The organism is Pseudomonas sp. MTM4 (genome assembly GCF_019355055.1).
GTDB lineage: Bacteria > Pseudomonadota > Gammaproteobacteria > Pseudomonadales > Pseudomonadaceae > Stutzerimonas.
The window spans coordinates 1,881,123-1,904,800 of sequence record NZ_CP048411.1 but is presented as its reverse complement, the minus strand read 5'-3'; the positions used below and the strand labels follow the sequence as shown (position 1 = coordinate 1,904,800).

General features: G+C 61.4%; 20 protein-coding genes and 1 riboswitch. Of the genes, 12 read left to right on the top strand and 8 right to left on the bottom strand.

Going from position 1 to position 23,678, the window contains the following annotated elements; genetic code table 11:
- Positions 1–33: 33 nt before the first annotated feature.
- Positions 34–1,752: a C4-dicarboxylic acid transporter DauA gene (dauA, locus tag GYM54_RS08705; protein ID WP_197445558.1), complete on the bottom strand. Its 1,719-nt coding sequence runs from the start codon at positions 1,750–1,752 to the stop codon at positions 34–36.
- Positions 1,753–1,937: 185 nt separating this feature from the next.
- Here dauA and GYM54_RS08700 point away from each other — a divergent pair, with 185 nt between their 5' ends.
- From GYM54_RS08700 to GYM54_RS08690, 3 genes are all read left to right on the top strand, one after another.
- Complete coding sequence (locus tag GYM54_RS08700) at positions 1,938–2,225, top strand: PA4642 family protein (RefSeq protein ID WP_131650753.1); 288 nt, start codon at positions 1,938–1,940, stop codon at positions 2,223–2,225.
- A 315-nt stretch (positions 2,226–2,540) separates the two neighbouring features.
- The gene (gene mqo, locus GYM54_RS08695) at positions 2,541–4,046 is read left to right on the top strand and encodes a malate dehydrogenase (quinone) (protein ID WP_257626599.1); all 1,506 of its coding nucleotides are present in this window, start codon (positions 2,541–2,543) and stop codon (positions 4,044–4,046) included.
- 176 nt (positions 4,047–4,222) lie between these two features.
- Complete coding sequence (locus GYM54_RS08690) at positions 4,223–4,807, top strand: YajG family lipoprotein (protein ID WP_131650751.1); 585 nt, start codon at positions 4,223–4,225, stop codon at positions 4,805–4,807.
- Positions 4,808–5,106: 299 nt separating this feature from the next.
- Here GYM54_RS08690 and GYM54_RS08685 read toward each other — a convergent pair whose 3' ends face one another.
- Positions 5,107–6,483, bottom strand: coding sequence for a DUF1329 domain-containing protein (locus tag GYM54_RS08685; protein ID WP_131650750.1), 1,377 nt, complete (start codon positions 6,481–6,483; stop codon positions 5,107–5,109).
- A gap of 483 nt (positions 6,484–6,966) precedes the next feature.
- Between GYM54_RS08685 and GYM54_RS08680 the strand changes: the two genes are divergently transcribed.
- Positions 6,967–7,185, top strand: a complete 219-nt coding sequence (locus GYM54_RS08680) for a hypothetical protein (protein WP_181101455.1) — start codon at positions 6,967–6,969, stop codon at positions 7,183–7,185.
- Positions 7,186–7,208: 23 nt separating this feature from the next.
- Here GYM54_RS08680 and GYM54_RS08675 read toward each other — a convergent pair whose 3' ends face one another.
- Positions 7,209–8,372, bottom strand: a complete 1,164-nt coding sequence (locus tag GYM54_RS08675; protein ID WP_177493055.1) for a 1-acyl-sn-glycerol-3-phosphate acyltransferase — start codon at positions 8,370–8,372, stop codon at positions 7,209–7,211.
- A gap of 105 nt (positions 8,373–8,477) precedes the next feature.
- Between GYM54_RS08675 and GYM54_RS08670 the strand changes: the two genes are divergently transcribed.
- The 4 genes from GYM54_RS08670 to GYM54_RS08655 all read left to right on the top strand — a co-directional run bounded on the left by GYM54_RS08670 (position 8,478) and on the right by GYM54_RS08655 (position 10,582).
- Complete coding sequence (locus GYM54_RS08670) at positions 8,478–8,660, top strand: CPXCG motif-containing cysteine-rich protein (protein WP_131650747.1); 183 nt, start codon at positions 8,478–8,480, stop codon at positions 8,658–8,660.
- Positions 8,661–8,921, top strand: coding sequence for a DUF2007 domain-containing protein (locus GYM54_RS08665; RefSeq protein WP_181100348.1), 261 nt, complete (start codon positions 8,661–8,663; stop codon positions 8,919–8,921). It abuts the gene before it with no gap.
- Between the two features lie 76 nt (positions 8,922–8,997).
- Positions 8,998–9,618, top strand: coding sequence for an SOS response-associated peptidase (locus GYM54_RS08660; RefSeq protein WP_197445560.1), 621 nt, complete (start codon positions 8,998–9,000; stop codon positions 9,616–9,618).
- Between the two features lie 154 nt (positions 9,619–9,772).
- Positions 9,773–10,582 (top strand): M48 family metallopeptidase, encoded by an 810-nt coding sequence (locus GYM54_RS08655; RefSeq protein ID WP_131650744.1) that lies wholly within the window; start codon positions 9,773–9,775, stop codon positions 10,580–10,582.
- A 20-nt stretch (positions 10,583–10,602) separates the two neighbouring features.
- Here the strand turns inward: GYM54_RS08655 and GYM54_RS08650 are convergent, their stop codons facing one another.
- The 4 genes from GYM54_RS08650 to GYM54_RS08635 form a co-directional block, all read right to left on the bottom strand.
- The gene (locus tag GYM54_RS08650; RefSeq protein WP_131650743.1) at positions 10,603–11,046 is read right to left on the bottom strand and encodes an ester cyclase; all 444 of its coding nucleotides are present in this window, start codon (positions 11,044–11,046) and stop codon (positions 10,603–10,605) included.
- Positions 11,047–11,129: 83 nt separating this feature from the next.
- Positions 11,130–11,717: a TMEM165/GDT1 family protein gene (locus GYM54_RS08645; protein WP_197445561.1), complete on the bottom strand. Its 588-nt coding sequence runs from the start codon at positions 11,715–11,717 to the stop codon at positions 11,130–11,132.
- Positions 11,718–11,828: 111 nt separating this feature from the next.
- Positions 11,829–11,934: riboswitch (yybP-ykoY riboswitch) on the bottom strand.
- Between the two features lie 44 nt (positions 11,935–11,978).
- Positions 11,979–12,977 carry a class I SAM-dependent methyltransferase gene (locus GYM54_RS08640; RefSeq protein WP_197445562.1) on the bottom strand — a complete coding sequence of 333 codons (999 nt, stop codon included), beginning with the start codon at positions 12,975–12,977 and terminating at the stop codon, positions 11,979–11,981.
- A gap of 62 nt (positions 12,978–13,039) precedes the next feature.
- Positions 13,040–14,002, bottom strand: coding sequence for a 2-hydroxyacid dehydrogenase (locus tag GYM54_RS08635; protein ID WP_131650740.1), 963 nt, complete (start codon positions 14,000–14,002; stop codon positions 13,040–13,042).
- Positions 14,003–14,057: 55 nt separating this feature from the next.
- Between GYM54_RS08635 and GYM54_RS08630 the strand changes: the two genes are divergently transcribed.
- Positions 14,058–14,687 carry a LysE family translocator gene (locus tag GYM54_RS08630; protein WP_131650739.1) on the top strand — a complete coding sequence of 210 codons (630 nt, stop codon included), beginning with the start codon at positions 14,058–14,060 and terminating at the stop codon, positions 14,685–14,687.
- Positions 14,688–14,863: 176 nt separating this feature from the next.
- Complete coding sequence (locus GYM54_RS08625) at positions 14,864–16,546, top strand: fatty acid--CoA ligase (RefSeq protein WP_197445563.1); 1,683 nt, start codon at positions 14,864–14,866, stop codon at positions 16,544–16,546.
- Between the two features lie 2 nt (positions 16,547–16,548).
- Here the strand turns inward: GYM54_RS08625 and GYM54_RS08620 are convergent, their stop codons facing one another.
- Complete coding sequence (locus tag GYM54_RS08620) at positions 16,549–18,645, bottom strand: ATP-binding protein (protein WP_231752215.1); 2,097 nt, start codon at positions 18,643–18,645, stop codon at positions 16,549–16,551.
- Positions 18,646–19,120: 475 nt separating this feature from the next.
- Between GYM54_RS08620 and GYM54_RS08615 the strand changes: the two genes are divergently transcribed.
- Both GYM54_RS08615 and GYM54_RS08610 read left to right on the top strand, forming a co-directional pair.
- Complete coding sequence (locus tag GYM54_RS08615) at positions 19,121–19,777, top strand: OmpA family protein (protein ID WP_131650737.1); 657 nt, start codon at positions 19,121–19,123, stop codon at positions 19,775–19,777.
- A gap of 155 nt (positions 19,778–19,932) precedes the next feature.
- Complete coding sequence (locus GYM54_RS08610; RefSeq protein ID WP_197445564.1) at positions 19,933–23,652, top strand: response regulator; 3,720 nt, start codon at positions 19,933–19,935, stop codon at positions 23,650–23,652.
- Positions 23,653–23,678: the final 26 nt, after the last annotated feature.

The following is a 23,678-nucleotide window of genomic DNA, read 5'->3' as shown; positions in this document are numbered from 1 at the left end:
CGCGCCCTGAGCCTATCACCGGATTTGAACGGGTCAGCCTGCTTTAGCCGGCAGCAGGCGCAAGGCCTTGGCGCGCGCCTGGGCCAGATCGCGCACGTAGTACAGGTGCCCTTCGAGCCGACGAATGCCGGCGCGGCGTAGCTTGAATCTCACTCGGGCATTGCTGCCGCAGAGAATCAGCGTAATGCCCTGCTTGCGATAGTCCAACAACACGTTCTCCAGCGCCGCCAGAGCGGTCATGTCGAGCATCGGCACACCGCTGATATCCACGATCACGATCCGCACGTCCGGATTGAAACGTCGCAGTACGCTCAATGCCTTTTCCGCAGCGCCAAAGAACAGCGGGCCGCGAATCGCATAGGCTGCAACGTGCTCGGGTAGATCCTGGAGCAGCTGATTCTGGCCATGACGCAGGCTGGTGGTATCGGTCAGCTCGCTCATCCGCTTGATGAACAGCCCGGCGGCCAGCAACAAGCCGACGCCCACCGCCATTACCATGTCGAACAGCACCGTCAGGATCAGGCAGGTCAGCAAGACCAGCACGTCGCTGCGCGGCGCGATGCGCAGTGTCCTGACCACATGCGGCGCTTCGCTCATGTTCCACGCCACGATCAGCAGCAATGCCGCCAGTGCCGCCATCGGCAGGTAGCTGAACAGCGGCGCGAGCCAGAGGATCGCCACCAGCACCACGCCTGCATGGATGATCGCCGCCAGCGGCGAGAAAGCGCCGGCGCGCACGTTGGTGGCGCTACGGGCAATGGCCGCGGTCGCAGTAATACCGCCGAACAGCGGCGCGACCAGATTGCCGAGGCCCTGGCCCAGAAGCTCGGCGTTCGGATCGTGATTGGTGCCGGTCATGCCGTCGGCGACCACGGCGCAGAGCAGCGATTCGATGGCGCCCAGCATGGCGATGGCGAAAGCGGGCGCTAACAGTTGATGGAACAGCTCGAAGCTCAGTACCAGCGGTTGCCCGTCCGGGCCGGGCAGCAGCCAGGGCCAGGCGAAACCCGGAAGCAGCGGTGGGATGCCAGGATGCGCGACGCCATCGACCGTGTAGCTGAAACGCTCACCCAGTGTGGCCACGGCTAGACCGGACGATTCCAGCGCCATTCCTGCCAGCGCACCGACGATCAGCGCCACCAGATGACCGGGCACCATGGGCACCAGGCGCGGCCAGACGATCAATATCGACAGGCACAACGCGGCGACGAGTGCATCGCCCAGCTGCGCGCTGGGCAGTGCGCGAGCCAGCATGCCCAGTTGTTCGACGTAGTGGTGGGGTTGTTCGGTAATCGTCAACCCCAGGACGTCCTTGAGCTGCAGGGTCGCGATAACGACACCGATGCCCGCAGTGAAGCCCAAGATGACCGGGTAGGGCACGAAGGCAATCAACTTGCCGGCGCGCAGCAGCCCGAGGGCGATCAGGATGAGCCCGGCAAGCATGGTGCAGAGCAGCAGGCCGCCGAGGCCGAACTGTTGGGTAATCGGCAGCAGAATCACCACGAAGGCTGCGGTCGGCCCGGATACGTTGAAGCGCGAGCCACCAGTTAAGGCGATCAGCGGCGCGGCGATCAGCACGGTATACAGGCCATGCTGTGGCGCAACGCCGACTGCGATCGCCAGCGCCATGGCCAAAGGGATCGCGATGATCCCAACCGTCAGCCCGGCAGTGATGTCTCCGCGTAGCGCGGCGCCACCGTAGCCCGACCGAAGGGCCTGACGCCAGGCAGCGAATAACGGGGGAACGTTCATGGTGGCCACGTCCTGTGCGCAAAGCGCCAGTATAGGCGCCGGCTTGGTCTGCCTGAGGGCGACATCGCCGCCAAATCGAGGATTTTCATGTACGACCTTGGTCGCAAGAATCCCTGGCGCGTTGAGTGCGCTCGCCTCGCGGAGTAAACTGCCGCCCCCGTAAGGCCCGTCGAACCGGAGAACGCATGCGCAAAGACAAGAAACAGGTGATCGGCGAAGAGATCAGCGACGAAGCGATCAAATTGTTTCTCGAGCCGGAACCGGCTGATGAAACACCAGCGTCGTTGTACAAGTTGATCAAGGCCTACCGTGGGTTGCGAGTCGATGATTTCGAGCGTTTTCTGGGCTTCTTCGTCGAAGCCGGCTTCGACCTGAACGCGAAGGACGCCAAGGGGCAGGACTTCGTTGCGCTGATCGCCGATCAACGCCAGGCCGAGCCTTATATCGAACTGATCAAGGCCGCTCGCGGCTGATACAACGGCTTTGGCGGCAAGTCCGCCGGAGTAGGAAACACCCTTGACCCCGGCTGAGCAAGCGGCAGCCACAATCGTTTTTCTCGCTGCATGGATTCCGTAGAGCCCAGGCCTGTCGCCTCGCTCCGGGATGTTTCGAAGCGAGGGGAGAGAAGGCCAAAAGCCGTTCTCCCGACAGCGGACCGACACCCTTGGGTACCGGTCTTCGGGCACAAGCCCGAGCAGCGGCATGGAAACCTTCCTCCGTTTCTAGCCGCCTGGCTGGTGGTTCTACACGATGGCGTACTGCGGTCGTGACAGTTTAATGCTGTGATTCTGGAGAACGCGTTAATGACGCAACACGATAGCGAAGCCGTGGACTTGGTGCTGGTGGGAGCCGGCATCATGAGTGCGACTCTGGCAGTACTGCTCAAGGAACTCGATCCCAACATCAAGCTGGAGATCGTCGAACTGCAGGAGTCCGGGGCCGTCGAGAGCTCGAATCCCTGGAACAACGCTGGCACCGGCCACGCCGGATTGTGTGAGTTGAACTACACCCCGGACAGTAAAGACGGCTCGATCGATATCAAGAAAGCCGTCACCATCAATACCCAGTTCGAGGTTTCCAAGCAGTTCTGGGCGTATCTGACGGGTCGTGACGGCTTCGGCAGTCCCAAGGACTTCCTTAATGTCGTGCCGCATCTGAGCTTCGTTCGCGGCGAAAAGAACATCGACTATCTCAAGCGTCGCTTCGATGCGATGAAGACCCACCACGCGTTCGAGAACATGGTCTACACCGAAGACCGCGCCACAATGGAAGAGTGGATGCCGCTGATGATGCCGGGGCGTCCGGGCGACGAGCCGATCGCCGCCACCCGCGCGCTGAACGGTACCGATGTCAACTTCGGTGAGCTGACCCGGCAAATGCTGGTGTACCTCGAGAGCAGGCCCGGCGTGAAGATGTCCTATTTCCAGAAGGTCACCGGCCTGGAGCGCAACGGCAAGGGCTGGCGCGTGGAAATCAAGAACACCCGTGATGGCAGCAACCGCGAGATCGATGCGGGCTTCGTTTTCCTAGGCGCGGGTGGCGCGGCACTGCCGCTGTTGCAGTTGTCCGGTATCGAGGAAGGCAAGGGCTACGGTGGCTTCCCGGTCAGCGGCCAGTGGCTGCGTTGTGACAACCCCGAGATCGTCAAGCAGCATCAGGCCAAGGTCTACAGCCTGGCCGCCGTCGGTGCACCGCCGATGTCTGTTCCGCACCTGGATACCCGCGTTGTGGACGGCAAGAAGTCGCTGTTGTTCGGGCCTTACGCGGGCTTCACCACTAAGTTCCTCAAGTATGGATCGCCGCTCGACCTGCCGATGTCGATCCGTCCGAGCAATCTCAAGCCGATGCTGGCCGTCGCGCGCGACAACATGGACCTGACCCGCTACCTGATCAAGGAGGTTCGCCAGTCCATGGCGGATCGGCTGGAAACCCTGCGAGGTTTCTACCCCGAAGCCAAGGCTGAGGACTGGCGCCTGGAAGTGGCCGGCCAGCGCGTGCAGATCATCAAGAAAGACCCGAAGAAGGGCGGCATCCTGCAGTTCGGCACCGAACTGGTCTCCGCCAAAGATGGTTCGATCGCCGCGCTGCTGGGCGCATCGCCTGGCGCGTCGGTCACGGTGTCGATCATGCTCGACCTGATCGAGCGTTGCTTCCCGGAGCAGGCGCAGAGCGAAGCCTGGAGCCGCAAGCTCGGCGAAATCTTCCCGGCCCGCGAGAAGGTGCTGCAAGCCGATGCTGCGGCGTATCGCGAAGTGAATGAGATGGTCGACAAGCGTCTCGGTCTGGCCGTCTAGCTACAACGTTCGTGCTTCACCTGAAGCCGCGCCGCTTTGACGAGCTGCGCGGCTTTTTAATGCATGGCTCCCAGACACGTGGTATTCGCCGGCCCCCAGCAAGGCATCCGCTGTCAGGCCGTTGCACGGCTGGTTATACTGCGTGCCATTCATTCCTAACTCTGGAGAAAGACAGCATGCTGAAACGCCTGTTGTTCAGTCTTGCCGCCGCGTCGGCACTGGTGCTGACCGGTTGCGCGCATAGTCCGCAACAGCTCGATCCAACACCGAAGATCACTGGCACCATCAACCCTGTCGGTCAAGGGCAGCCGGTAACGGTACGCGTCGTGGATGGCCGGCCTTCGCCGACACTAGGTACGCGCGGCGGCCTGTATCCGGAAACCAGCGCCGTGATCGTGCCGAAGGAAAAAGTCGTACCCAAGCTTCAGGCTCAGGTCGAAGCGGCGGTACGTCTGCTGGGATTCACGCCATCAGCCAATGCCTATAACGCCCCGCAGCTGACCCTGACCCTGGCTGAGCTGAAATACCAGTCGCCGAAGGAAGGGCTCTACGTCACCGAGGCCACCATTGGCGCAACACTTCGTATCGAGGTGCAGAACGGCGGTCGTCGCTATACGGGTCGCTATGGCGCTTCGCTGAACCAGCGCTTCGGGATGGCGCCGAACGAGCAGACCAACACCAAACTGGTCAGTGAAGTATTGAGTGATGCGCTGAGCCGCGCATTCCGTGACCAGAGCATCGGTCAGGTGCTGGCTCAGTAACCTTCAGCGCTCAACCGGCCTGCCTGAGTCGCCGAAGCCCGCATCTCGATGCGGGCTTTTTTTTCCATCCGAGCATTTGGTGAATTCCGATCTGTCGATCCGAGCGCAACCAGATGCTGCTGACGTCGCATTAGAAGCTGGCCGTCCGTTGTGCTCGTACGGCGGGCGGAAACCAAAAGGCCCGGGTCCGGTGCAATACCGAACCCAGGCCTTGAGCCCCTAACCGTAACTGTCCGACGCTTCTGGACAGTTCAGGGGCAGGATGTTCCTTGGTGGGCCATCAGCCCGCAGCGCTCGAATCAGCGCACGCCGGAGTTGCGCAGGGCAGCCGGGGTGTACTGGTTGGAGTTTGCTTTGTAATCGTAGGTGTAGGGATTCTTTTCCTCGTTCTTCATGCCCATCACCAGGTAACGGCCAGACACCAGGTCGTACAGGGTTTCCATCGCATACAGTGGAACCTGATAGTTGTAGACGTACTGGGCGTGGGCCTCAGCTACGCGCCACAGCGTGTCGCGACCGTCGTAGTGGTCGATCACAGCGGCTTGCCAGGTATCCTCGTCGATGAAGAAATGACGCTTGGCGTAGATGTGGCGTTCGCCAGTCTTCAGCGTCGCTTCGACTTCCCACACGCGATGCAGCTCGTAGCGCGTCAGGTCCTGGTTGATGTGCCCGGCCTTGATGATGTCGTCGTATTTCAGCGTCGGCGAGTCCAGGCGATAGGAGTTGTACGGGATGTACATCTCTTTCTTGCCGACCAGCTTCCAGTCGTAGCGGTCTGGCGCGCCGTTGAACATGTCCAGGTTGTCCGAGGTGCGCAGGCCATCGGCAGCGGTACCCGGACCATCGTAGGCGACCTGTGGCGCACGGCGTACGCGGCGCTGGCCGGCGTTGTAGATCCACGCCATGCGCGGCTCTTTCACCTGGTCCAGGGTTTCGTGTACCAGCAGAACGTTGCCGGCCAGCCGCGACGGCTCGGTCACCTGCTGCTTGAAATAGAACAGCACGTTGCCGTGCTTTTCAGGATTGAAATCGCTCAGGGTGTCGGTATACACCACTTCGTCGACGAACTTGACCAGGCTGTAACTGCCGTTGACCTGCGGTGTAGCCTGCGCTACGACCCGACGGGCAGAGCCGCCGCGGTAGCGCGTGATGTGGTTCCAGGCGACTTCAAGGCCATCCTGCGGAATCGGGAAGGCGACCGCTGTATCGAAGTTCGCCAGGCCATTGCCGCCGCGGACCAGTTCGGTCTGGGTTGCGTTCTTCTTCGCCGCGTCGTAGATCCGCTGCGGTACTGCGGCGCTGCGGCGGGTCTCGAAGACCGGCAGCCGGTAAGTGTCAGGATAACGCTTGAGCATGGCGATCTGGCCGGGGCTCAGGTTGTCCTTGTACTGTTCGTAGTTCTGCGCGGTGATAGTGAATTTGGGCTGATCGTTCGGGAATGGATCGCTGACGAAGCCATCGGCGGTAATCGCTGCGGCATCTTTCGGCAGGCCGCCCGTCCAGGCCGGAATGGTGCCGGCGGCGTTGCCGGCCTTCTCGGCTCCAATCGGGGTCAGGCTGTCGCCGAGCTTGGCTGCTTCCGATTCGGATACTGCCGCTATGGCTCCGTTTGCCAGCAGGGCGCTTGCCAGCAAAGAGAGTGTGAGGGCCCCCGTCTTAAACTTGTTCTTATTCACTGTTCGGTCCTGTTGATCTTGATAACTGGTTTCCTGTGAGCCTACTGCCGTAAGCGCGGCGCTCTCAGGAGGCGACTTCCATGAAGTAGCGGGCCATTGGGCCCGGTAAATGACGCCACGGTCGTAGCGATTTACAAGTTGCCGTTTGCTCGATCCGCGGCAGTTTCGCCCAGTTGCTCAGGCCGGGCGCACGCTCTATTTCGGTTGCTCGAGACAAGATGAGGGTGAAGCCGGAAGGGACTATAAGTCAACAATCGAGACGGCGCCTACCTGCATAAATGGCACAAATACCCGGCAAATTGCCAGCTCAGGGGCGCGTTCCGTTTGGTCGGGAAGTGGCTGAAGCAGCGGGCGTGCTTAGGTAGACTCGCTGCCGCGTCACTGGTCGGTTCGAGCCAGTAGCTTTCGCGGTTCGTGGGGGTTGGATTGTTACTGAATATTGATATTTCGCAGCTGGCCGTTCTGGCCCCTCTGCTCAATTCGATGGCCTTACTGATTGCGATGTGCGGCGCCTGGTTGCTGCTGGCGACGCGCTGGCGTCAGCGGCTCGCGCTCGATGCGGCGCGGTTAACGGTAATTCAGTCGGCAGGGCGGCGGGCTGGAGTGGCGGAGACGCAGCGAATCGACCGGTTCTTCCATGGCTTCGGTCTTGGCAGCCTAGCGCTGGCCTGCTTGCTTTCTTGGTTTTCCCGGCTGGTCTGATTGCCAGCCGGGTCTATTAAGCGTCAGAGGCTTAGACCCGCCTTGAGCTTGTGCTGATTGCGTACCGGAGTGGCGTACTGCTGGATCAGGTAAGGCTGCTGCACGCTCGGGCAGGCAGCCAATCGCTTGCTCCACTCGGCTTCGGCAGCGGCAATTTCCTCGCGGCTGAACAGTTCGGCGATCTCTGGTATCGGCAGCTGCGGATCGCGCCCATCCCATATCCGGTACGCCAGGTAATTCACCGGGAACAATCGGTAATCGCCAAGGATCTGCTGATCGATCGCGATGGCCAGTTGCTTGGGGTCGTCGGGAACATCGGTGATCGGCGTGCCGAAGCTGACGTGTACGCGCCCTTTATAGCCGGTGATGCCGAGTGCAATGCTGGTGTCATCTTCACCTGGCGCCTTGGTGTAGGTGCCGGTGGTGGCGCGGATATAGAGTTCGCGGGCCTTGGCCTGATCGCAGGGGTCGTACTCGTAGCTGATCGATACCGGTGTGGGTCGCAGCGCCGCCAGTGCCTCGGCGAAGGGCTCGTCCTTGCGGCTCATGTGCAGCATCTTCAGGATCGCCGAGTCGGTGCGGTCGTCGCCATCCTTGGCGCGCCCCTCGGCCTGAGCGATCCAGATCGACTCGCCGTCGTTGCGAATCGAGTGATTGATGTAGGCGGAGAGCACTTGATAGGCCGCGAGCTTCTCGCGCCGGCCGGTAACCGAACGGCGCACGATGAAGCTCTTGTTCAGTCGCATCAGATCGCTGACGAACGGGCGTTGTAGCAGGTTGTCGCCAATGGCGATACGCGGTGTACGCATTTTTGCGTGGAACACCGCGTAGTTGACGAAAGCCGGGTCCATCACGATGTCGCGATGGTTGGCCAGGAACAGATAAGCGCGGCCCGGCTGAAGGTCTTCCAGGCCGGAATAGGTGATGCCGTCCGTTGCACGTTCGATGGTGCGGTCCAGGTACAGCTCGATCCGCGACTGCAGCGTATCGACCGAATGAATGCCGGCGAACTCGCGCCGCAGGCGGTGCGCTATGAGTGGTTTCAGCATCCAGCCCATCGGGCTGGCCAAGCGCGGGAAGCGGAAATGCGCCAGGATGTCGAGGAACTCCCGGTCGGCGAACAGCCGCGCCATCACGGCAGGGACTTCAGCGTCGGCGTAGGGTCGGATGGCTTCGAATTCGTCCATCATGCTCTCTGTAAGAAACTGAATAACCCCAATCGTTTGGGGTCGGTATTAGGTGCTGGTGACACTGGACGGCGATTATAGCGGCAAGTCACGCGGGAGACGCTGATGCTCGAATCACAGGATTATCAATGCCCCTATTGCGGCGAAACGGTGGAGGCGCTGCTTGATCTGAGTGGCGGTGATCAGCGCTATATCGAAGATTGCTCGGTCTGCTGTCGACCGATCGTCTTCGATCTGCGAACCGATGGTGCGGACTGGCAGCTCGATGTACTGCGGGAGGATGAATAGATGCTGCGTATTTACGAGCCCCGCGATCTGCTGGAAGCCGAAATGCTGTGCGGCATGCTGAACGCCGAAGGGATCGAGGTGTTTCTGACCGGACGGCATCTGGTCGGTGCGGTCGGCGAGCTTCCGGCGGCTGGTCTGCTTGGGCTGATGGTGAATGGCGAACAGGCCGAGCGCGCGCGGCAGTTGATCGCTGAGTACAATGGCGCTGAGCCGCTGCCCGGTGACGAGCCGGAAAGCTATCCGGGCGAACTCATCTGTTGAGGCAGGCCGAATGGCCGTCTCACTGTCGTGCCGGTCGTCCGGTACCCTCGGCCCCCTTTTGCTACGAGTCTATTTCATGTGTGGCCGCTATGCCCTGTTTCGCTGGAGTCCGGCCTTCGCCGCGCTGCCCGGTTTTCCCGCTGATCAGCAGCCGCATTGGAGCCTGGCGCCTGGCGCGTCGGTCCTGTTGCTGCGGCAGCTGAACCACGAGCTGCAGCTCGACAGCGTGCGCTGGGGGCTGACCCCGGCCTGGCTCACCGACTTCACACGGACACCGGCCCAGGCGCGGGCGGAAACACTGGCCGAGCAGCCGATGTTTCGTGACGCCTTTCGCCTTCGTCGCGGCGTGCTGCCGGCCAATGGCTTCTACGAATGGCGCGGCGCGGCACGCAAGCGGCCGTTCTGGATGACCGCCGAAGATTCCCTGATGTATTTCGCCGCGATCTGGGAGGCCTATCCGGTGCAGGGTCACATTTATTTGAGCGCTGCGGTGGTGACGCTGCCGGCGGCCAATCAACGGCGGCCGCTGATGCTGGATCAGGCGGGGATGACTGCCTGGCTCGATCCCGAAACCCCACTGGAGACGCTTCAGGCGCTATTGGCGACGCCCCAGCCGCCACTGCGAGAGCGCCCCTTGGCGACATTTATCAACGACCCCAAACTGGACGCTCCAGAGTGCCTGACGCCAGTGAACTAGGCGTCCACTGTGACCATTGAGCGCGCTGCGCCAGTGATGCCGGCCATGTTGGCCAAGACGGTAATGCGGGACGGTGAGCGTTATGCCGATGGCTCGGTTGCCCGGCAGGCGGGCTCGCTCTAGCATACGGCGCAGAAATCACCGGAGACGCGACATGCCCAAACCGCATTCATTAACACTCTTTCTTGCAGCCTCCGCGCTTGCGGGTTGCCAGGCGGTCAATACCACCAGCGGTGGTGCAGTCGGAGTCGAACGCAAGCAATACATGTTCAGCATGTTGTCGACCGATCAGGTCAATCAGATGTATGCCCAGTCCTACCAGGAGACCCTGAGCGAGGCGTCCCAGAAGGGCGTGCTCGAGAAAAACAGCGCGATCAATAAGCGCGTGAATACCATTGCCCAGCGGCTGATCGCCGAGGTGCCGGCGTTCCGCCCGGATGCGGCGCAGTGGAACTGGGAGGTCAACGTCATCGACAGCCCGGAGCTGAACGCCAATTGCGGACCGGGCGGCAAGATCATCTTCTATACCGGGCTCATCGAGAAGTTGAAGCTGACCGACGACGAGATCGCTGCCGTGATGGGCCACGAGATCGCTCACGCGCTACGTGAGCACGGTCGCGAGGCGATGTCCAAGGCTTACGGTGTGCAAATGGCGACGCAAATTGGGTCGGCCTTTGGCGTCGGTGACGGCAGCCTGCAGCTGGCCAACATGGGTGTCGAGTACCTGATGACGCTGCCCAACAGCCGCAACAACGAAAACGAGGCTGACCTGATCGGCTTGGAGTTGGCGGCACGCGCCGGTTACAACCCGAACGCGGCGGTCAGCTTGTGGCAGAAGATGGGCGCCGCCGGCGGCTCGGCACCGCCGGAGTTTCTCAGCACGCATCCGTCCTCGAGCAGTCGCACGCAAGCGTTGCAGCAAACCATTCCGAAAGTGATGCCGCTGTACGAACAGAACCGTTGAGTTCGTTTGCCGCTGTCCGCTCAGGTCAGCGGCAGCGTAACCGGAATGGGACTTTCCATGCCCAGCTGCTTACGGGCGCTTTCCAGATCGAACAGCGTGTTGATTTCTTCGATGTCGCCAGCCGGATTGAGCGTCCAGATCGACATGGCGGCGATGGTCAGGATCTTGTTGCTTGGTGCCAGTCCGAACACCGCTTTCTCCAGGGTGCCGAACAGCGTACTGGAGGTAACCACGCGGTTGCCTTCGCTGAGGCATTCGTCCACTACGACTTCCAGATCGGGTATTGCCTGGCGAATTTCGCGCACGATCAAACCGAAGCCGGCGTTGTTGACCGGCTGGGCAATGAACGAACTCTTATAGGTGAAATAACGGCTTTGTAGCTGTTCGGCCAACGCCAGTCGGCCTTTGCTCCAGCTCAGGTCGATGTGCTGCCGAACCCGCCGTTTTCGTTCCTCCGGTGACATGCCGCCTGCTCCCGTCAATGCCGCTAGAACGCGGTGAGGTCGCACTCTAGCAGCACCTGCGCTGCGGCAATTTGCGCTGCGTATCAGACTGGAAGCATGCCGCTCAAGCTCAAGGCCTGGTAGGCGGCATACAACGCCAGGGCGGCGAAGCCGATAGCGGCGATGCGGCGGATCAGCGTGAGCGGCATGCGGTCGGCGGCGAAGTTACCGGCCAGTACCACCGGTACGTTGGCGATCAGCATGCCCAGCGTCGTGCCGATGATCACCAAAATGAAATCGGGATACTGCGCGGCGAGCATGACGGTCGCCACCTGGGTCTTGTCACCCATCTCCGCTAGGAAGAAGGCGATCAGGGTGGCGACGAAAGGACCGAAGCGGCGTCCGCGCGAGGCTTCGTCTTCTTCGAGTTTGTCCGGTACCAGCGTCCACAGCGCCACGGCGGCAAAGGATGCGGCGAGAATCCAGCTCAGGATCGAGGGGGAGACCAGCGAGGATACCCAGTTGCCCACAGCTCCGGCGACGGCATGGTTGGCCAGAGTGGCGACGACGATGCCCCAGATGATTGGCATCGGGCGCCGATAACGAGCGGCCAGCAGCAGGGCGAGCAGCTGAGTCTTGTCGCCAATCTCGGCGAGCGCAACGATCAGGGTGGGGATGTAGAACGATTCCAAGCGGACTTCCTTGCAGGGGCGGGTCGACGAAATCACCATGACACGCAACGCCTGCCCGCCCCGGGTCAGGTGTACGTGTCATGGGTCTTGTCAAACCGGGCACGACTGCTGAAGCAGCCCGTGCGGGTCGCATGCGCCATGGTCTGTGGACCAAGTATGTTGACGCATGCCAGGCGAGCAGGACGCTCGCCGGAGACTACTCCCCCAGGACGGGCCGGAGTTTGCCCAAGCATGCCGCGTTGTGCAAGTCAGAGCTGGCAATCAGCCGCGTTTGGCGCGGTAGATGCGAAAGCCGTCCGCGTTGATGAGGGTTTCGCAGGGCCCTAGATGGGTCTCGATCAAGGGTGGATATTTGAGGAATGCGTTAGCCACCAGGCGTAGCTCACCGCCGGGCCGAATATGACTGGCGGCGCGCTGCAGCAGGGTTTCGCTGGCCTCGTAGTGGGTATGCACGCCCTGATGGAATGGCGGATTGCTGATGATGGCGCTGCAGCCGTCCGGCGCGGCGTCGATGCCATCGCCGGCGATAACCTCGGCTTCCAGGTCGTTGGCTGCCAACGTCATGCGGCTGCTTTCGACAGCGAATGCATCGACGTCCAGCAGCACGACTTCGCTATCCGGATAGCGCTTTTTCAGCGACGCGCCGATGATGCCGGCGCCACAACCGAAATCCAGTAGTCGGCCGATCGGCAAGCCGCCGAGTTGGTCCAGCAGCAATTCGGTGCCGCGATCGAGCCGGCCATGGCTGAATACGCCAGGCAGGCTGACGATCTGCAATGAGCCATCCGGCCGTTCCAGCTGAAAGTGTTGCGCCAGAGCCTGCAAGTCAGGCACCGGCGGGCTGTTTTCCACCCGGACCTGCCAAAGCTGGCAATGGCGGGCGCTGTCGAGCTTGCGCGCCTCGCCGAACGGTGCCAGCTGTCGGGCGGCCCGTTCGACACCGGCGCGCTTTTCGCCGACCAGATAGAGCAGGCCGCCCGGCAGTCTGGCTGCCAGTGCGTTCAGCAGGTAATCGGTCAGCTCTCGGGACTTGGGCAAAAACAGTACCGCTGCCTCGAAAGCAGTCGTGGGGGGCTCAACACCGAAGGTACAACGCCCGGCGAAACGAGCCTGCAGCCGCTGGTGATCCCCGGCGTGCCAGCTCCAGCCAGTGGCTTCGGGCAGTTGGCCGAGCAGATCATCGGGCTGCAAGCCGGCGAGCAGCAGGTTTCCGCTGAACAGGTCGGCCTGGCGCAGCAGCACTTCGCTTCGGGGATCCATGTTGCCTCCGGGCAAAAGCGGGCGAGCTTAGCAGCCTTGTCGCCGGCTGCATAAGCGGTGCGTCAGCCGACCTGGCGCTTCGGTGTGCCGGCGAAAAACGCCTCGGCGTTTTCGACCATCTGCCCAACGATGCGCTGCCGCGCTTCGCGGCTGCCCCAGGCGCTGTGCGGCGTCACGATCAAACGCGGCACGTCCGCCGCCAGCAGCGGGTTGTCATTGCTCGGTGGCTCGCTGATGAGTACATCGGTGGCGGCGCCGCCCAGATGCCCACTGCGCAGCGTGTCCGCCAACGCCTGCTCGTCGATCAGGCCGCCGCGGGCGGTATTGATGACGAATGCCGATGGCTTCATCAGCTGCAGTTCGCGGGTGCCGATCAGGTTGCGGGTCTGTTCGGTGAGCGGGCAATGCAGCGTCAAGGCGTCTACCTGAGGCAGCAGTGCGTCGAGCTCCAGGCGATCCGCACGCGGCGGGCGCCCCGGCAAATTGCCGGTCAGCACCTGCATGCCTAACGCTTCGGCCAGTCTGGCCACGGCGCTGCCCAGCTCACCATGACCGAGCACGCCGAGGGTCTTGCCCGCCAGCTCGACGATGGGGAAATCAAGCAGGCAGAATTGCCCGCTCTCCTGCCAGCGACCGCGGGCCACGGCCGCCTGGTAGTCGGGCAGTCGCGTAGCCAGCGCGAGTAACAACATCAGGGTGTGCTGAGCCACGGTGGCCGTACCATAGGCCTGACAGTTGCTGACTACGATGCCGCGCTGCCTGGCAGCCGGCAGATCGATGTTGTTGACACCGGTCGCGGCGACCAGAATCAGCTTCAGGTCGGGGCAGGCGGCGAACACCCTGTCGTCCAGCGCAATCTTGTTGACGATGGCGACTTCGGCGCCCTGCAGCCGTTCGATGAGCTGCGTTTCGCTGGTCTGTGCATGGCAGATCAGCTCATCGAAGGCTGACTGCAATGGCGTCAGGTCCAGGTCACCCTGGTCGAGCGGGGAAAAGTCGAGGAATACGGCGCGGCGATTGGTCATGGACTTTACTCGTATGAATCAGCAGGCAGATGCCCGGAAATAGCGGAGTCGATAGATGTACTGGATGGAATTTCTCACCGTGGCGCTGGTGCACCTGCTCGCTGTGGCCAGCCCCGGACCGGACTTTGCGGTGGTCGTGCGTGAAAGCGTGACCCGCGGTCAGCGGAGCGGCAGTTGGACGGCCATCGGTGTCGGCAGCGGAATTTTGCTGCATGTTGGTTATTCGCTGCTCGGGATTGGCCTGATCGTCTCGCAGTCGATCGTGCTGTTCAACCTGTTCAAGTGGCTGGCGGCCGGTTATTTGTTCTATCTCGGCTTCCAGGCGCTGCGCGCAAAGCCGATGGGTGTCGACGAGCTGGCGCCTTCCGGCGCCGGTGGCGTGCACTCGAGCCGACGCGCTTTCATGGTGGGGTTCGTCACCAACGGCCTGAATCCCAAGGCAACGCTATTCTTTCTGTCGCTATTCACGGTGGTTATCGACCCTCATACCCCGCTCGCCGTTCAGGCTGGCTATGGGGTATATCTGGCGTTCGCGACCGGCCTGTGGTTCTGCCTGGTGGCCTGGCTGTTCAGCCGTGAGCGCGTCCGCGCCGGTTTTTCCCGTATGGGGCACTGGTTCGACCGGGTAACTGGCGCCGTGCTGATCGGTCTCGGCGTGCGTCTGGCGGCAAGCGAGATCGCTTGATCGGCACCTGTGCAATCTGTTGTTGCACAGTGGCGGCTCGGAGGGTGAACGGCTGCGATGCCGATGGTCGGAGTGGAGAGGTGCAGCGCAGTCCGGCGGCAAAGGCGCCGGCAGAATCGATAGCCGGATTCAGACCCTAGCGTGCCTCGCATAACATCAATAAAAAGGAAGCCCCTATGTTGCAGACCCGAGTGATCAAACCCGCCGCCAATGCCTACCAATATCCGCTATTGATCAAGAGCCTGCTGCTGTCGGGGCAGCGCTATGAGCGCACCCGCGAGATCGTCTATCGCGACCAACTGCGGTTCGACTATCGCACCCTCAATCAGCGCATCGCCCGGCTCGCCAACGTGTTGACTGCCGCCGGAGTCAAGGCGGGGGACACCGTGGCGGTCATGGACTGGGACAGCCACCGTTACCTCGAATGCATGTTCGCGATCCCGATGATCGGTGCGGTGGTTCATACCATCAACGTACGGCTATCACCCGAGCAGATCCTCTACACCATGAATCACGCCGAGGATCGCTTCGTTTTGGTCAACAGCGAGTTTGCGCCGCTGTATCAGGCGATCGCCGGACAGCTCACTACGGTCGATAAGACCTTGCTGATCACCGATGCCGAGGACAAGACCTGCGACCTGCCCAACTGCATCGGTGAATACGAAAGTCTACTGGCGGAGGCGGAGCCGCATTACGACTTCCCGGACTTCGATGAAGATTCGGTGGCGACCACCTTCTACACCACCGGCACGACCGGTGACCCCAAGGGCGTCTATTTCACCCACCGTCAGCTGGTGCTGCATACCCTGGCCGGGGCCGTGACGGTCGGTTGTCGCGAGAACCCGCAGTTGTTGGCGGCCGGCGACGTCTACATGCCGATCACGCCAATGTTCCATGTCCATGCATGGGGGCTGCCGTACATTGCGACCATGTTAGGACTCAAACAGGTCTATCCCGGGCGTTACGATCCGGAGTTGCTGATCGAGCTGTGGCGCCGGGAAAAGGTGACCTTCTCCCACTGCGTACCGACCATCGTGCAGATGCTGCTCAATGCCAAGGCAGCTAAGGGCGTGGATTTCAGCGGTTGGAAGCTCACCATCGGCGGTAGCGCGCTGACGCGCGGTCTCTACGAATCGGCGCGTGCCTGCGGCATGCAGCTGGTGGCCGCCTATGGCATGTCGGAGACCTGTCCGTTGATCTCGGGTGCGCATATCAACGATGAGTTGCGTCAAGCCAGCGAAGACGAGCAGATCGGCTATCGACTCAAGGCGGGAATACCAGTGGTGCTGGTCGATGCCGCGATTCAGGCGCCAGATGGCAGCTTCCTGCCGGCCGATGGCGCATCCCAGGGCGAACTGGTGCTGCGTGCGCCATGGCTGACTCAGGGTTACGCCGGAAACCCGGAAAAGAGCGAAGAGCTGTGGGCGGGTGGATGGCTGCATACCGGCGACGTCGCGACCATCGACGAAATGGGCAATATCGATATCCGTGATCGCATCAAGGATGTCATCAAGACCGGCGGCGAGTGGCTTTCTTCCCTGGCGCTGGAAGGCTTGATCAGCCGCCACGATGCCGTGCGTGACGTGGCAGTGGTAGGCGTGCCGGATGAGCGCTGGGGCGAGCGACCTTTCGCCTTGCTGGTGCTGGGCGAGGGCAAGCAGCTCGATGCGCGGACGCTGCAGGGCTTTCTGGAGCCTGCGGTGGAGCAGGGGCATATCAACAAGTGGGCGATCCCGCAGCAGATCGCGGTCGTCAACGAAATTCCCAAGACCAGCGTCGGCAAGCTGGACAAGAAGCGTATACGGGTAGACATCGCACGTTGGCTGGAAGAGGGCAACAGCGCGATTTCGTCGGTTTAGACCTAGCCCGTATCCTGGCCAGGCTCCAACATGCTGCGAACCTTTTCTTCGAGGTCGGTGATGGTGAAGGGTTTGGTCAGGACTTCGTAATCCGACATGGTGTTGCTACGGTCCAGTACCGAGCTCTCGGCGTATCCGGTGATGAACAGTACGCGCAAGGACGGCCGTTTTTCCCTTGCCGCATCGGCAAGCTGGCGCCCGTTCATGCCGCCGGGAAGGCCGATATCGGAAATCAGCAGGTCCAGGTGTGCATCACTATCGAGGATACGCAAGCCGCTTGGGCCTTCGGCAGCCTCCAGGGTGTTCAGCCCCATTTCCTGCAAGACCTCCGTTACCAGGGTGCGAACGTTGGGCTCGTCATCCACCACCAGAACGGCTCGGCCCTCGACCGATGTGGAGGCCGGCTCAGGCGTCGCCGGCGCGTGCAGGCTGGCCGACTGGCCGTGATAGCGGGGCAGGTAAATCCAGACGCTGGTTCCTTCGCCCACGGTACTTTCGATACGCACGGCACCGCCCGATTGCTTGGCGAAACCGTAGACCATCGACAAGCCAAGCCCGGTGCCTTCACCCAGCGGTTTGGTGGTGTAGAAAGGATCGAAGACATAGCCGAGCCTCTCCGGAGGAATGCCGACACCGGTGTCGCGTACGCCGAGCGCGACATATTCACCTGGCGGCAGCGTGAGTTCTTCGGTGAGCGGCTCGCCCAGCACCAGGTTTTCGCTGGTCAATGTCAGCTGACCGCCATCGGGCATGGCGTCGCGGGCGTTGATGGTCAGGTTCAGCAGCGCGTTTTCCAGCTGATTGGTGTCGCAGAGTGTCAACCAAAGATCATCGGACAGCTGCGTCGAATAACTTACCAACGGGCCTATGGTGCGCTGCAGCAGCTCCATCATCCCTTCTATCAGGGCGTTCAGATCGGTAGGGCTGGGGTCGAGCGTCTGTCGACGGGAGAAGGCCAACAGGCGATGGGTTAGCGCCGTTGCCCGATTGGCTGAGGTCAGCGCACTGTGAATGTAGCGCTCCAAGTCCCCCGTGCGGCCTTGCTGCAGGCGTACGGACAGCAGCTCCAGCGAGCCGATTACACCCGCAAGCAGGTTGTTGAAATCGTGGGCGAGGCCGCCGGTCAGTTGGCCTACCGCTTCCATTTTCTGCGACTGGCGCAGCGCCGCCTCGGTTTTCGCCCGCGCGGCTACTTCGGCGTTGACCCGTTGTTCGAGGGTTTCGTTGAGGCGCTGCAGCGCCCGCTCGGTGCGTTTGTGCTGGGTGATGTCGAGACAGGCACCAACCATGTACGTGGGTCTATCGTTGCTATCGGTGAAAGTTTGCCCCTTATCGAATATCCAGCGCTCGGTGCCCTCCGGCAGGAGGACCCTGAATTGCATTTCCAGATCGTCACCGTAGCGCGCGCAGCGTTCGCACTGCTGGGCAATGGCAGCCCGATCATCTGGATGAATCCTGTCGAGAAGATCGTCGAGCCAACCCGAAGTCAGCCCCTCCAGGCCGAATAGCCGCTGCATGGGCAGGTCCATGTCCAAGCGGTTATTACGTAAATCCCAATAGAAGGTGCCGGTGCCGGACGCCAACAATGCCGCATTCAGACGCTCGTCGCTCTCGCGCAGACGCAGCGCCGCCGATTCCTGCTCGAGCAGACTTTCGGTGACATCCTCGGCCTGGTGAATGATGTAGGCGACCTGGCCCTGTTCATCGAGCACCGGAACGTTGACGACGTCCCAGTAACGATTCTCGTAATGGTCGCGTTCGTCATGCGGGACGCGCAGCGGATAGCCGACCGTTTTCAGCTGTTGCGCGAGCCCGGTGCGTGTCACTTCAGCCAGTGATGCACGCAGCTGGTTGACGCCGGAAGAGCTCGATACCGAAGTCGTTCCGCCGTTGTAGATATGGAACAGAGGATGACCAATGACGTCTTCACGACGCGTCATGGTCGCCCGCAGGCGCTCTTCGCTGGCGGCCACCATCGTGTAGTCGGCATCATTGGCGACCACGAGAAAGTTTCCAGGCAAGGCATCGAAGACGCGCTGCAAATCCGCAATGTCGATGGTTCGGCTCTCCGGCTGAGCGGCACGCCGTACGTGCCGCACAAAACAACTATTGGCTGTTTACGAAAAAATTCGGTTTCTGAGACTGTCAGAACTGCAATGCCGCATGTTGGTTCGCCCGACAGGCCTTGCAGCTCTGAATTCATAGCCGATCGGCCACGAAGCGTTGCGGCATCGCACAGTCTACGCCGGGCATTGATTACGCAAGACGAAGCCTGTGAGAGGCGATGTCCAGTTTCGCTGAGTTGGCCGCGCGATCTGCGGGGCGGCGATTATGCCACCATCGAGGGATGGAACAGTTAGATGGCTGTAGCGTCTCGACGAATGCAATTGAACGCCACCGCCTTCGATGTTGATGACGATGCGCAAAAATCTTTTTGCCAGGTATTGATCCGGTGCGGGTTCGTCGGTCCGTTCCGGTTCTGCGCTCAGTCGGGTGTTAACCTAGCGCCGCATTTTCAGCCTGTGACGGATTCACTGCCGGCAGGCTGACGTCCCGGAGATGAAGGAAGTAATCATGAAAAAGCTCAGCAACCTGACCGTAGCCGCCGCCACCATCGCCCTGCTGGCGGGCTGTACCACTAATCCCTATACCGGCGAGCGCGAGGCCGGCAAAGCAGGCATCTATGGCGGTATCGGCGCGGTCAGCGGCGCGGTAATCGGTGCCGCCACGTCCAGCAAGAAGGATCGTGCCAAGGGCGCTCTGATCGGCGCGACGGTCGGCGGTGCTGCTGGCGGTGGCTATGGTTATTACGTCGATACCCAGGAAGCCAAGTTGCGTCAGACGCTGCAAGGCACTGGCGTTCAGGTTCAGCGCGAAGGCGATAACCTGACGTTGATCATGCCAGGCAACATCACCTTCCCCAGCAGCTCGGCTGATATCTCCAGTAGCTTCTATCCAACCCTGAACTCTCTCGTCCAGGTGTTCAAAGAGTTCAACAAGAACGGCATCGATATCGTCGGACACACCGACAGCACCGGTTCGCAACAGCTCAATCAGGACCTGTCCAACCGTCGTGCCCGTAGCGTGGCCGCCTACCTCGAAGGCAACGGTGTCGCCGCGTCACGAATTTCTTCTTATGGCGCGGGCCCGAGCCAGCCGATCGCCAGTAACGATACGGCGTCCGGTCGCGCCCAGAATCGTCGTGTAGAGATCAACTTGCGGCCGCTGTAAGTCGCTTCGAACAGGCGGGACTGCAACGGTCTCGCCTGTGACATTTAAGTGACGCCATTTTTATATCTTTTCTCTATCCGCCATTGAACCTCTGGACGATACGTGACTCTGAAGCTCGTGACAGCGAGCCATAGTAGTGGCACTGAGGAGGTCGAATGGATGATCGTTCCGCTCTCCATTCCCGTAAGCCTTGGCTGCCATTGGTAGTAACGCTGGTTCTGATGGCGGGGCTCGGGGGATGGGTCGGCTGGCAATGGCATGTTCAGGAAGCGCGTATCCACGCAGAGCAAGCGCAGCGATTCAATCTGGTGGTCAACGACCTCGAGACTAGTCTGCGTGAGCGCATGCGTGCCTACGAGATGGTCATGCGCGGTCTGGCCGGCTTGTTCGTTGGGAGCGATACCGTCAGTCTGGAAGACTGGACTCGCGCTTCCGATCAGCTTCAGCTACAGGACTTCTATCCCGGCATCCAGGCGATCGCTTTATCGCGTCATGCGCGCGCGGATAACCTGGCTTCGGTGCTGGAGAAGATGCGCGACGGTGGCCGAAACGTCCGCATGTATCCGGCCGGTGAGCGCGCCGAATATCTGATCACAGATTACATACATCCCCTCGACTGGCGTAATCGCCGGGTGCTGGGCTTCGACCTGATGAGCGAGGGAACCCGCAGGGAAGCCGTCGTTGCCGCGCGTAATATTGGCACGCCAATGCTGACGGGGCCTTTGCGTCTCAAGCAGGAGACCGGGCAGAACGTTCAGGTGGGTATTTTGTTGTTTCTTCCCCTGTACCGGGTCGGTGAGCCCATCACCACCCTGGAGGAGCGCCAGAACGCCTTCGCCGGCACGCTACACGGCGCCTTTCGGCTGACCGATCTGTTGGAAGGCGTGCTGGGGTCGCGGAGCAAACTGTTTCAGATACAGCTGTTCGACGCCGGGGCCCCGGATGAGCCTCTGCTGATGGGCCGTGCACCGGTCAGCGCCGATGCGAGTTTCCGTCGCACCCGAAATATCTATATGTACGGCCGTAGCTGGCAACTGGATGTGGCCAGTACGCCGGAGTATGAAGCCATCCTGACCCGAGCCAGCGGAGCCTTCAACCTGGCGGCTGGACTGTCCGCGGCGGTGCTGTTTGCGCTGTTGATAGGCGGCTACCTTTACCTGCGTGAAAGGGCGCTACGCAACAGCCAGGCGCTCGGTGCGCAACTTCAGGAGCGTGAGGCACGCTTCCGTCAGCTGATCGAGCAACTGCCCGTGGCGACCCTGATGTGCGATGGTCAAGGGCGAATCGAACTGGCCAACCAGAGCGCCGCTGCGCTGCTCGGAAGCAGTGCTGGTCTGCTCGCTGGCGAGCGTCTTGGCCGTTATGTACCCGGCGTGCTAAGCGAGGCTGCAGGTGGGCAGCGGCTGGAAACCAGCAATCAGGAAAGCCACGCGTTACGGGAGGATGGCACGCCGATACCGGTTTCACTGAGCCTGACCAGCTTCAATCGCGATGACGGTATCCACCACCTGCTCAATCTGGTCGATCTGCAACAGCGCAAACGGGACGAAGAGCGCTTCCGCAATGTCGTCGAGGCGTCGCCGAATGCCTTCATTCTGTTCGACCAGGAAGGGCGAATCGTCATGGTCAATCGACAGACCGAGCTGCTGTTCGGCTATAGCCGGCAAGAGCTGGTGGGCGAGCCGGTCGAGCTGCTGATCCCCGAGTCGATGCGCAAGATATATCTCGAGATACGCCATCGTTTCGCCCAGGAACCCGAGTCGCGCCGCCTGGGTGAAAACCGCGAGCTGTTCGGTCGTCACAGCGATGGTCGTCTGTTGCCCGTCGAGGTAGGTCTGTCGCCGCTGCGCAGCGGTGAGGAGCAGCTGGTGCAGGCCGTGGTGATCGATATCGGTCACCGCAAGGCGGCGGAGCGGCGTCTGCGCGATCAGGCCAACGAGCTGGTCGTTGCCAATCGCTACAAGTCCGAGTTCCTTGCAAACATGTCTCACGAGCTGCGTACGCCGCTCAACAGCATCCTGATCCTCAGCGATCAGTTGAGGCAGAATGCGGCGGCCAATCTGACCGAGAAGCAGGTTCGGCACGCCGATATCATTCATCGGGCCGGGCATGACCTGCTGCAGCTGATCAATGATGTGCTCGACCTGGCCAAGATCGAAGCGGGCCACATGCAGATCAAGCCGGAACCGCTCAATCTGGCTGAGCTACTGGCGGAACTGACCAGTGGGCTCCAGCCGATGGCCGAGCAGAACGGGCTGGCGCTCGGTACCCGAATCGCGCCGGATGTGCCGGTGACGATCGTTACCGACCGCGCACGCCTGCAGCAGATTCTGCGCAATCTCGTCACTAACGCATTGAAGTTCACCGAGCAGGGCTTCGTGGATATCCATGTCACCTGCAAGCCGGCCGAGCAGCCTGCTGATGAAGACATGCTGCAGATCTGTGTGACCGATACCGGTGTTGGCATCGCTGAAGACCAGCACGAACGGATCTTCCAGGCCTTCCAGCAAATCGACGGCTCGATCAGCCGGCAATACGGCGGCGCCGGGCTGGGATTGGCCATCGCACGGCAGCTGGCCGAAGTGCTGGGCGGCGGTATTCATCTGCGAAGCGCGCCGGGTCAGGGCTCGAGTTTCACTATCGAGTTGCCGCTGAGACTGGCCGCAACCACGGAAATCCGGACGCTGCGGCCGTTTCAGCTCCGAGGCCAGGGCGGCGGCGTATTGATCGTCGAGGATGATGCCGATTTCGCTTCTGTGGTAGCTGAGGTTGGGCAATCTCATGGCTTTCCCAGTACCGTCTGCGGCACCGGGCAGGAGGGGCTGGAGGCCTTGGAACGCGACCGTTTCGCGGCCGTCATCCTCGATATCCTGTTGCCCGATATCAGTGGCTGGCAGGTCCATCGGGTCCTGCGAGAGGATGCCCGGCACCAGGGCACGCCGGTGTACATCATTTCGTGCGTGCCGCAGCCGCATGGCTGGTCCGATGACAATTCGCGCTATTTGCTCAAACCTGTGACGCACTCGGAGCTCGAACGCCTGTTCGTCGACCTGGCTCGGCAGGAAGCCAGTCCAACGCGATTGCTGCTCGTGGAAACCGAACCGGAGCGGCGACGTCAATTGCATGAGCATTTCGAGCGTCTTGGATACCGTGTCACCGACTGCCAGAGCAGCGAAGATGCGCGGCTGGCCTATGCGGAGCATGCCTTCACGGTACTGGTCATCGATTTCGATCTGCCTAACGAAGACGGCCTGGAGCTGCTCGAGGCGCTCGACAGGCTACGTTCGCTCAAAGATGCACGAGTCATATTGAACAGCCGGGCACCGCTTTCAGAAAAGAATCTGGAGCGGCTACGGCGTTACTCATCGGTTGCGTTGTCAAAAACAGAGGGACTGGAGCATATGGAAGATGCATTGAAGCCCGCTGTGGCTGAGGCTGAGGCTGAGGCTGTGGCGCTGAACATGGACGAGGTGGAGCATCCCCTGCTGGGGCGACGGGTGCTGTTGGTGGATTCCGACGTGCGGTCGATATACGCCATCAGCGCCCTGCTCGACGAGCAGGGGCTGCAAGTGGTGCCGGCTACGACAAGCACCGAAGCGCTTGAACGATTCGATGAGGATGCCTTCGATCTGGCATTGGTGGACATGGCATTGCCCAATAATGACGGCCCTGCACTGATACGCCAGCTCAGAAACGACTATGGTTGTCAGGTGCCGATTGTGGCGCTGGCGGCCGGAGCCGATCCGGCCGTCCGCGATCAGAGCATTACTGCAGGTGCCGACGATTTTCTGTTCAAACCGGTCGAACGCGCCAAGCTGGTCGAGTTGCTGCGACGCTGCCTGGGGCGCGTCGATGGCCCTCACGAGAGTCCATGAGGAGAAGTACGTGACGCATCGTTCGT

Coding starts and splice junctions, on each gene's coding strand:
- GYM54_RS08680 (WP_181101455.1), top strand. CDS start 6,967: ATGGCCTTACTGATTGCGATGTGCGGCGCCTGGTTGCTGCTGGCGACG.
- GYM54_RS08675 (WP_177493055.1), bottom strand. CDS start 8,372: ATGGACGAATTCGAAGCCATCCGACCCTACGCCGACGCTGAAGTCCCT.
- GYM54_RS08660 (WP_197445560.1), top strand. CDS start 8,998: ATGTGTGGCCGCTATGCCCTGTTTCGCTGGAGTCCGGCCTTCGCCGCG.
- GYM54_RS08615 (WP_131650737.1), top strand. CDS start 19,121: ATGAAAAAGCTCAGCAACCTGACCGTAGCCGCCGCCACCATCGCCCTG.
- GYM54_RS08700 (WP_131650753.1), top strand. CDS start 1,938: ATGCGCAAAGACAAGAAACAGGTGATCGGCGAAGAGATCAGCGACGAA.
- GYM54_RS08630 (WP_131650739.1), top strand. CDS start 14,058: ATGTACTGGATGGAATTTCTCACCGTGGCGCTGGTGCACCTGCTCGCT.
- GYM54_RS08625 (WP_197445563.1), top strand. CDS start 14,864: ATGTTGCAGACCCGAGTGATCAAACCCGCCGCCAATGCCTACCAATAT.
- GYM54_RS08670 (WP_131650747.1), top strand. CDS start 8,478: ATGCTCGAATCACAGGATTATCAATGCCCCTATTGCGGCGAAACGGTG.
- GYM54_RS08665 (WP_181100348.1), top strand. CDS start 8,661: ATGCTGCGTATTTACGAGCCCCGCGATCTGCTGGAAGCCGAAATGCTG.
- GYM54_RS08655 (WP_131650744.1), top strand. CDS start 9,773: ATGCCCAAACCGCATTCATTAACACTCTTTCTTGCAGCCTCCGCGCTT.
- GYM54_RS08640 (WP_197445562.1), bottom strand. CDS start 12,977: ATGGATCCCCGAAGCGAAGTGCTGCTGCGCCAGGCCGACCTGTTCAGC.
- GYM54_RS08610 (WP_197445564.1), top strand. CDS start 19,933: ATGGATGATCGTTCCGCTCTCCATTCCCGTAAGCCTTGGCTGCCATTG.
- GYM54_RS08690 (WP_131650751.1), top strand. CDS start 4,223: ATGCTGAAACGCCTGTTGTTCAGTCTTGCCGCCGCGTCGGCACTGGTG.
- GYM54_RS08635 (WP_131650740.1), bottom strand. CDS start 14,002: ATGACCAATCGCCGCGCCGTATTCCTCGACTTTTCCCCGCTCGACCAG.
- GYM54_RS08650 (WP_131650743.1), bottom strand. CDS start 11,046: ATGTCACCGGAGGAACGAAAACGGCGGGTTCGGCAGCACATCGACCTG.
- dauA (WP_197445558.1), bottom strand. CDS start 1,752: ATGAACGTTCCCCCGTTATTCGCTGCCTGGCGTCAGGCCCTTCGGTCG.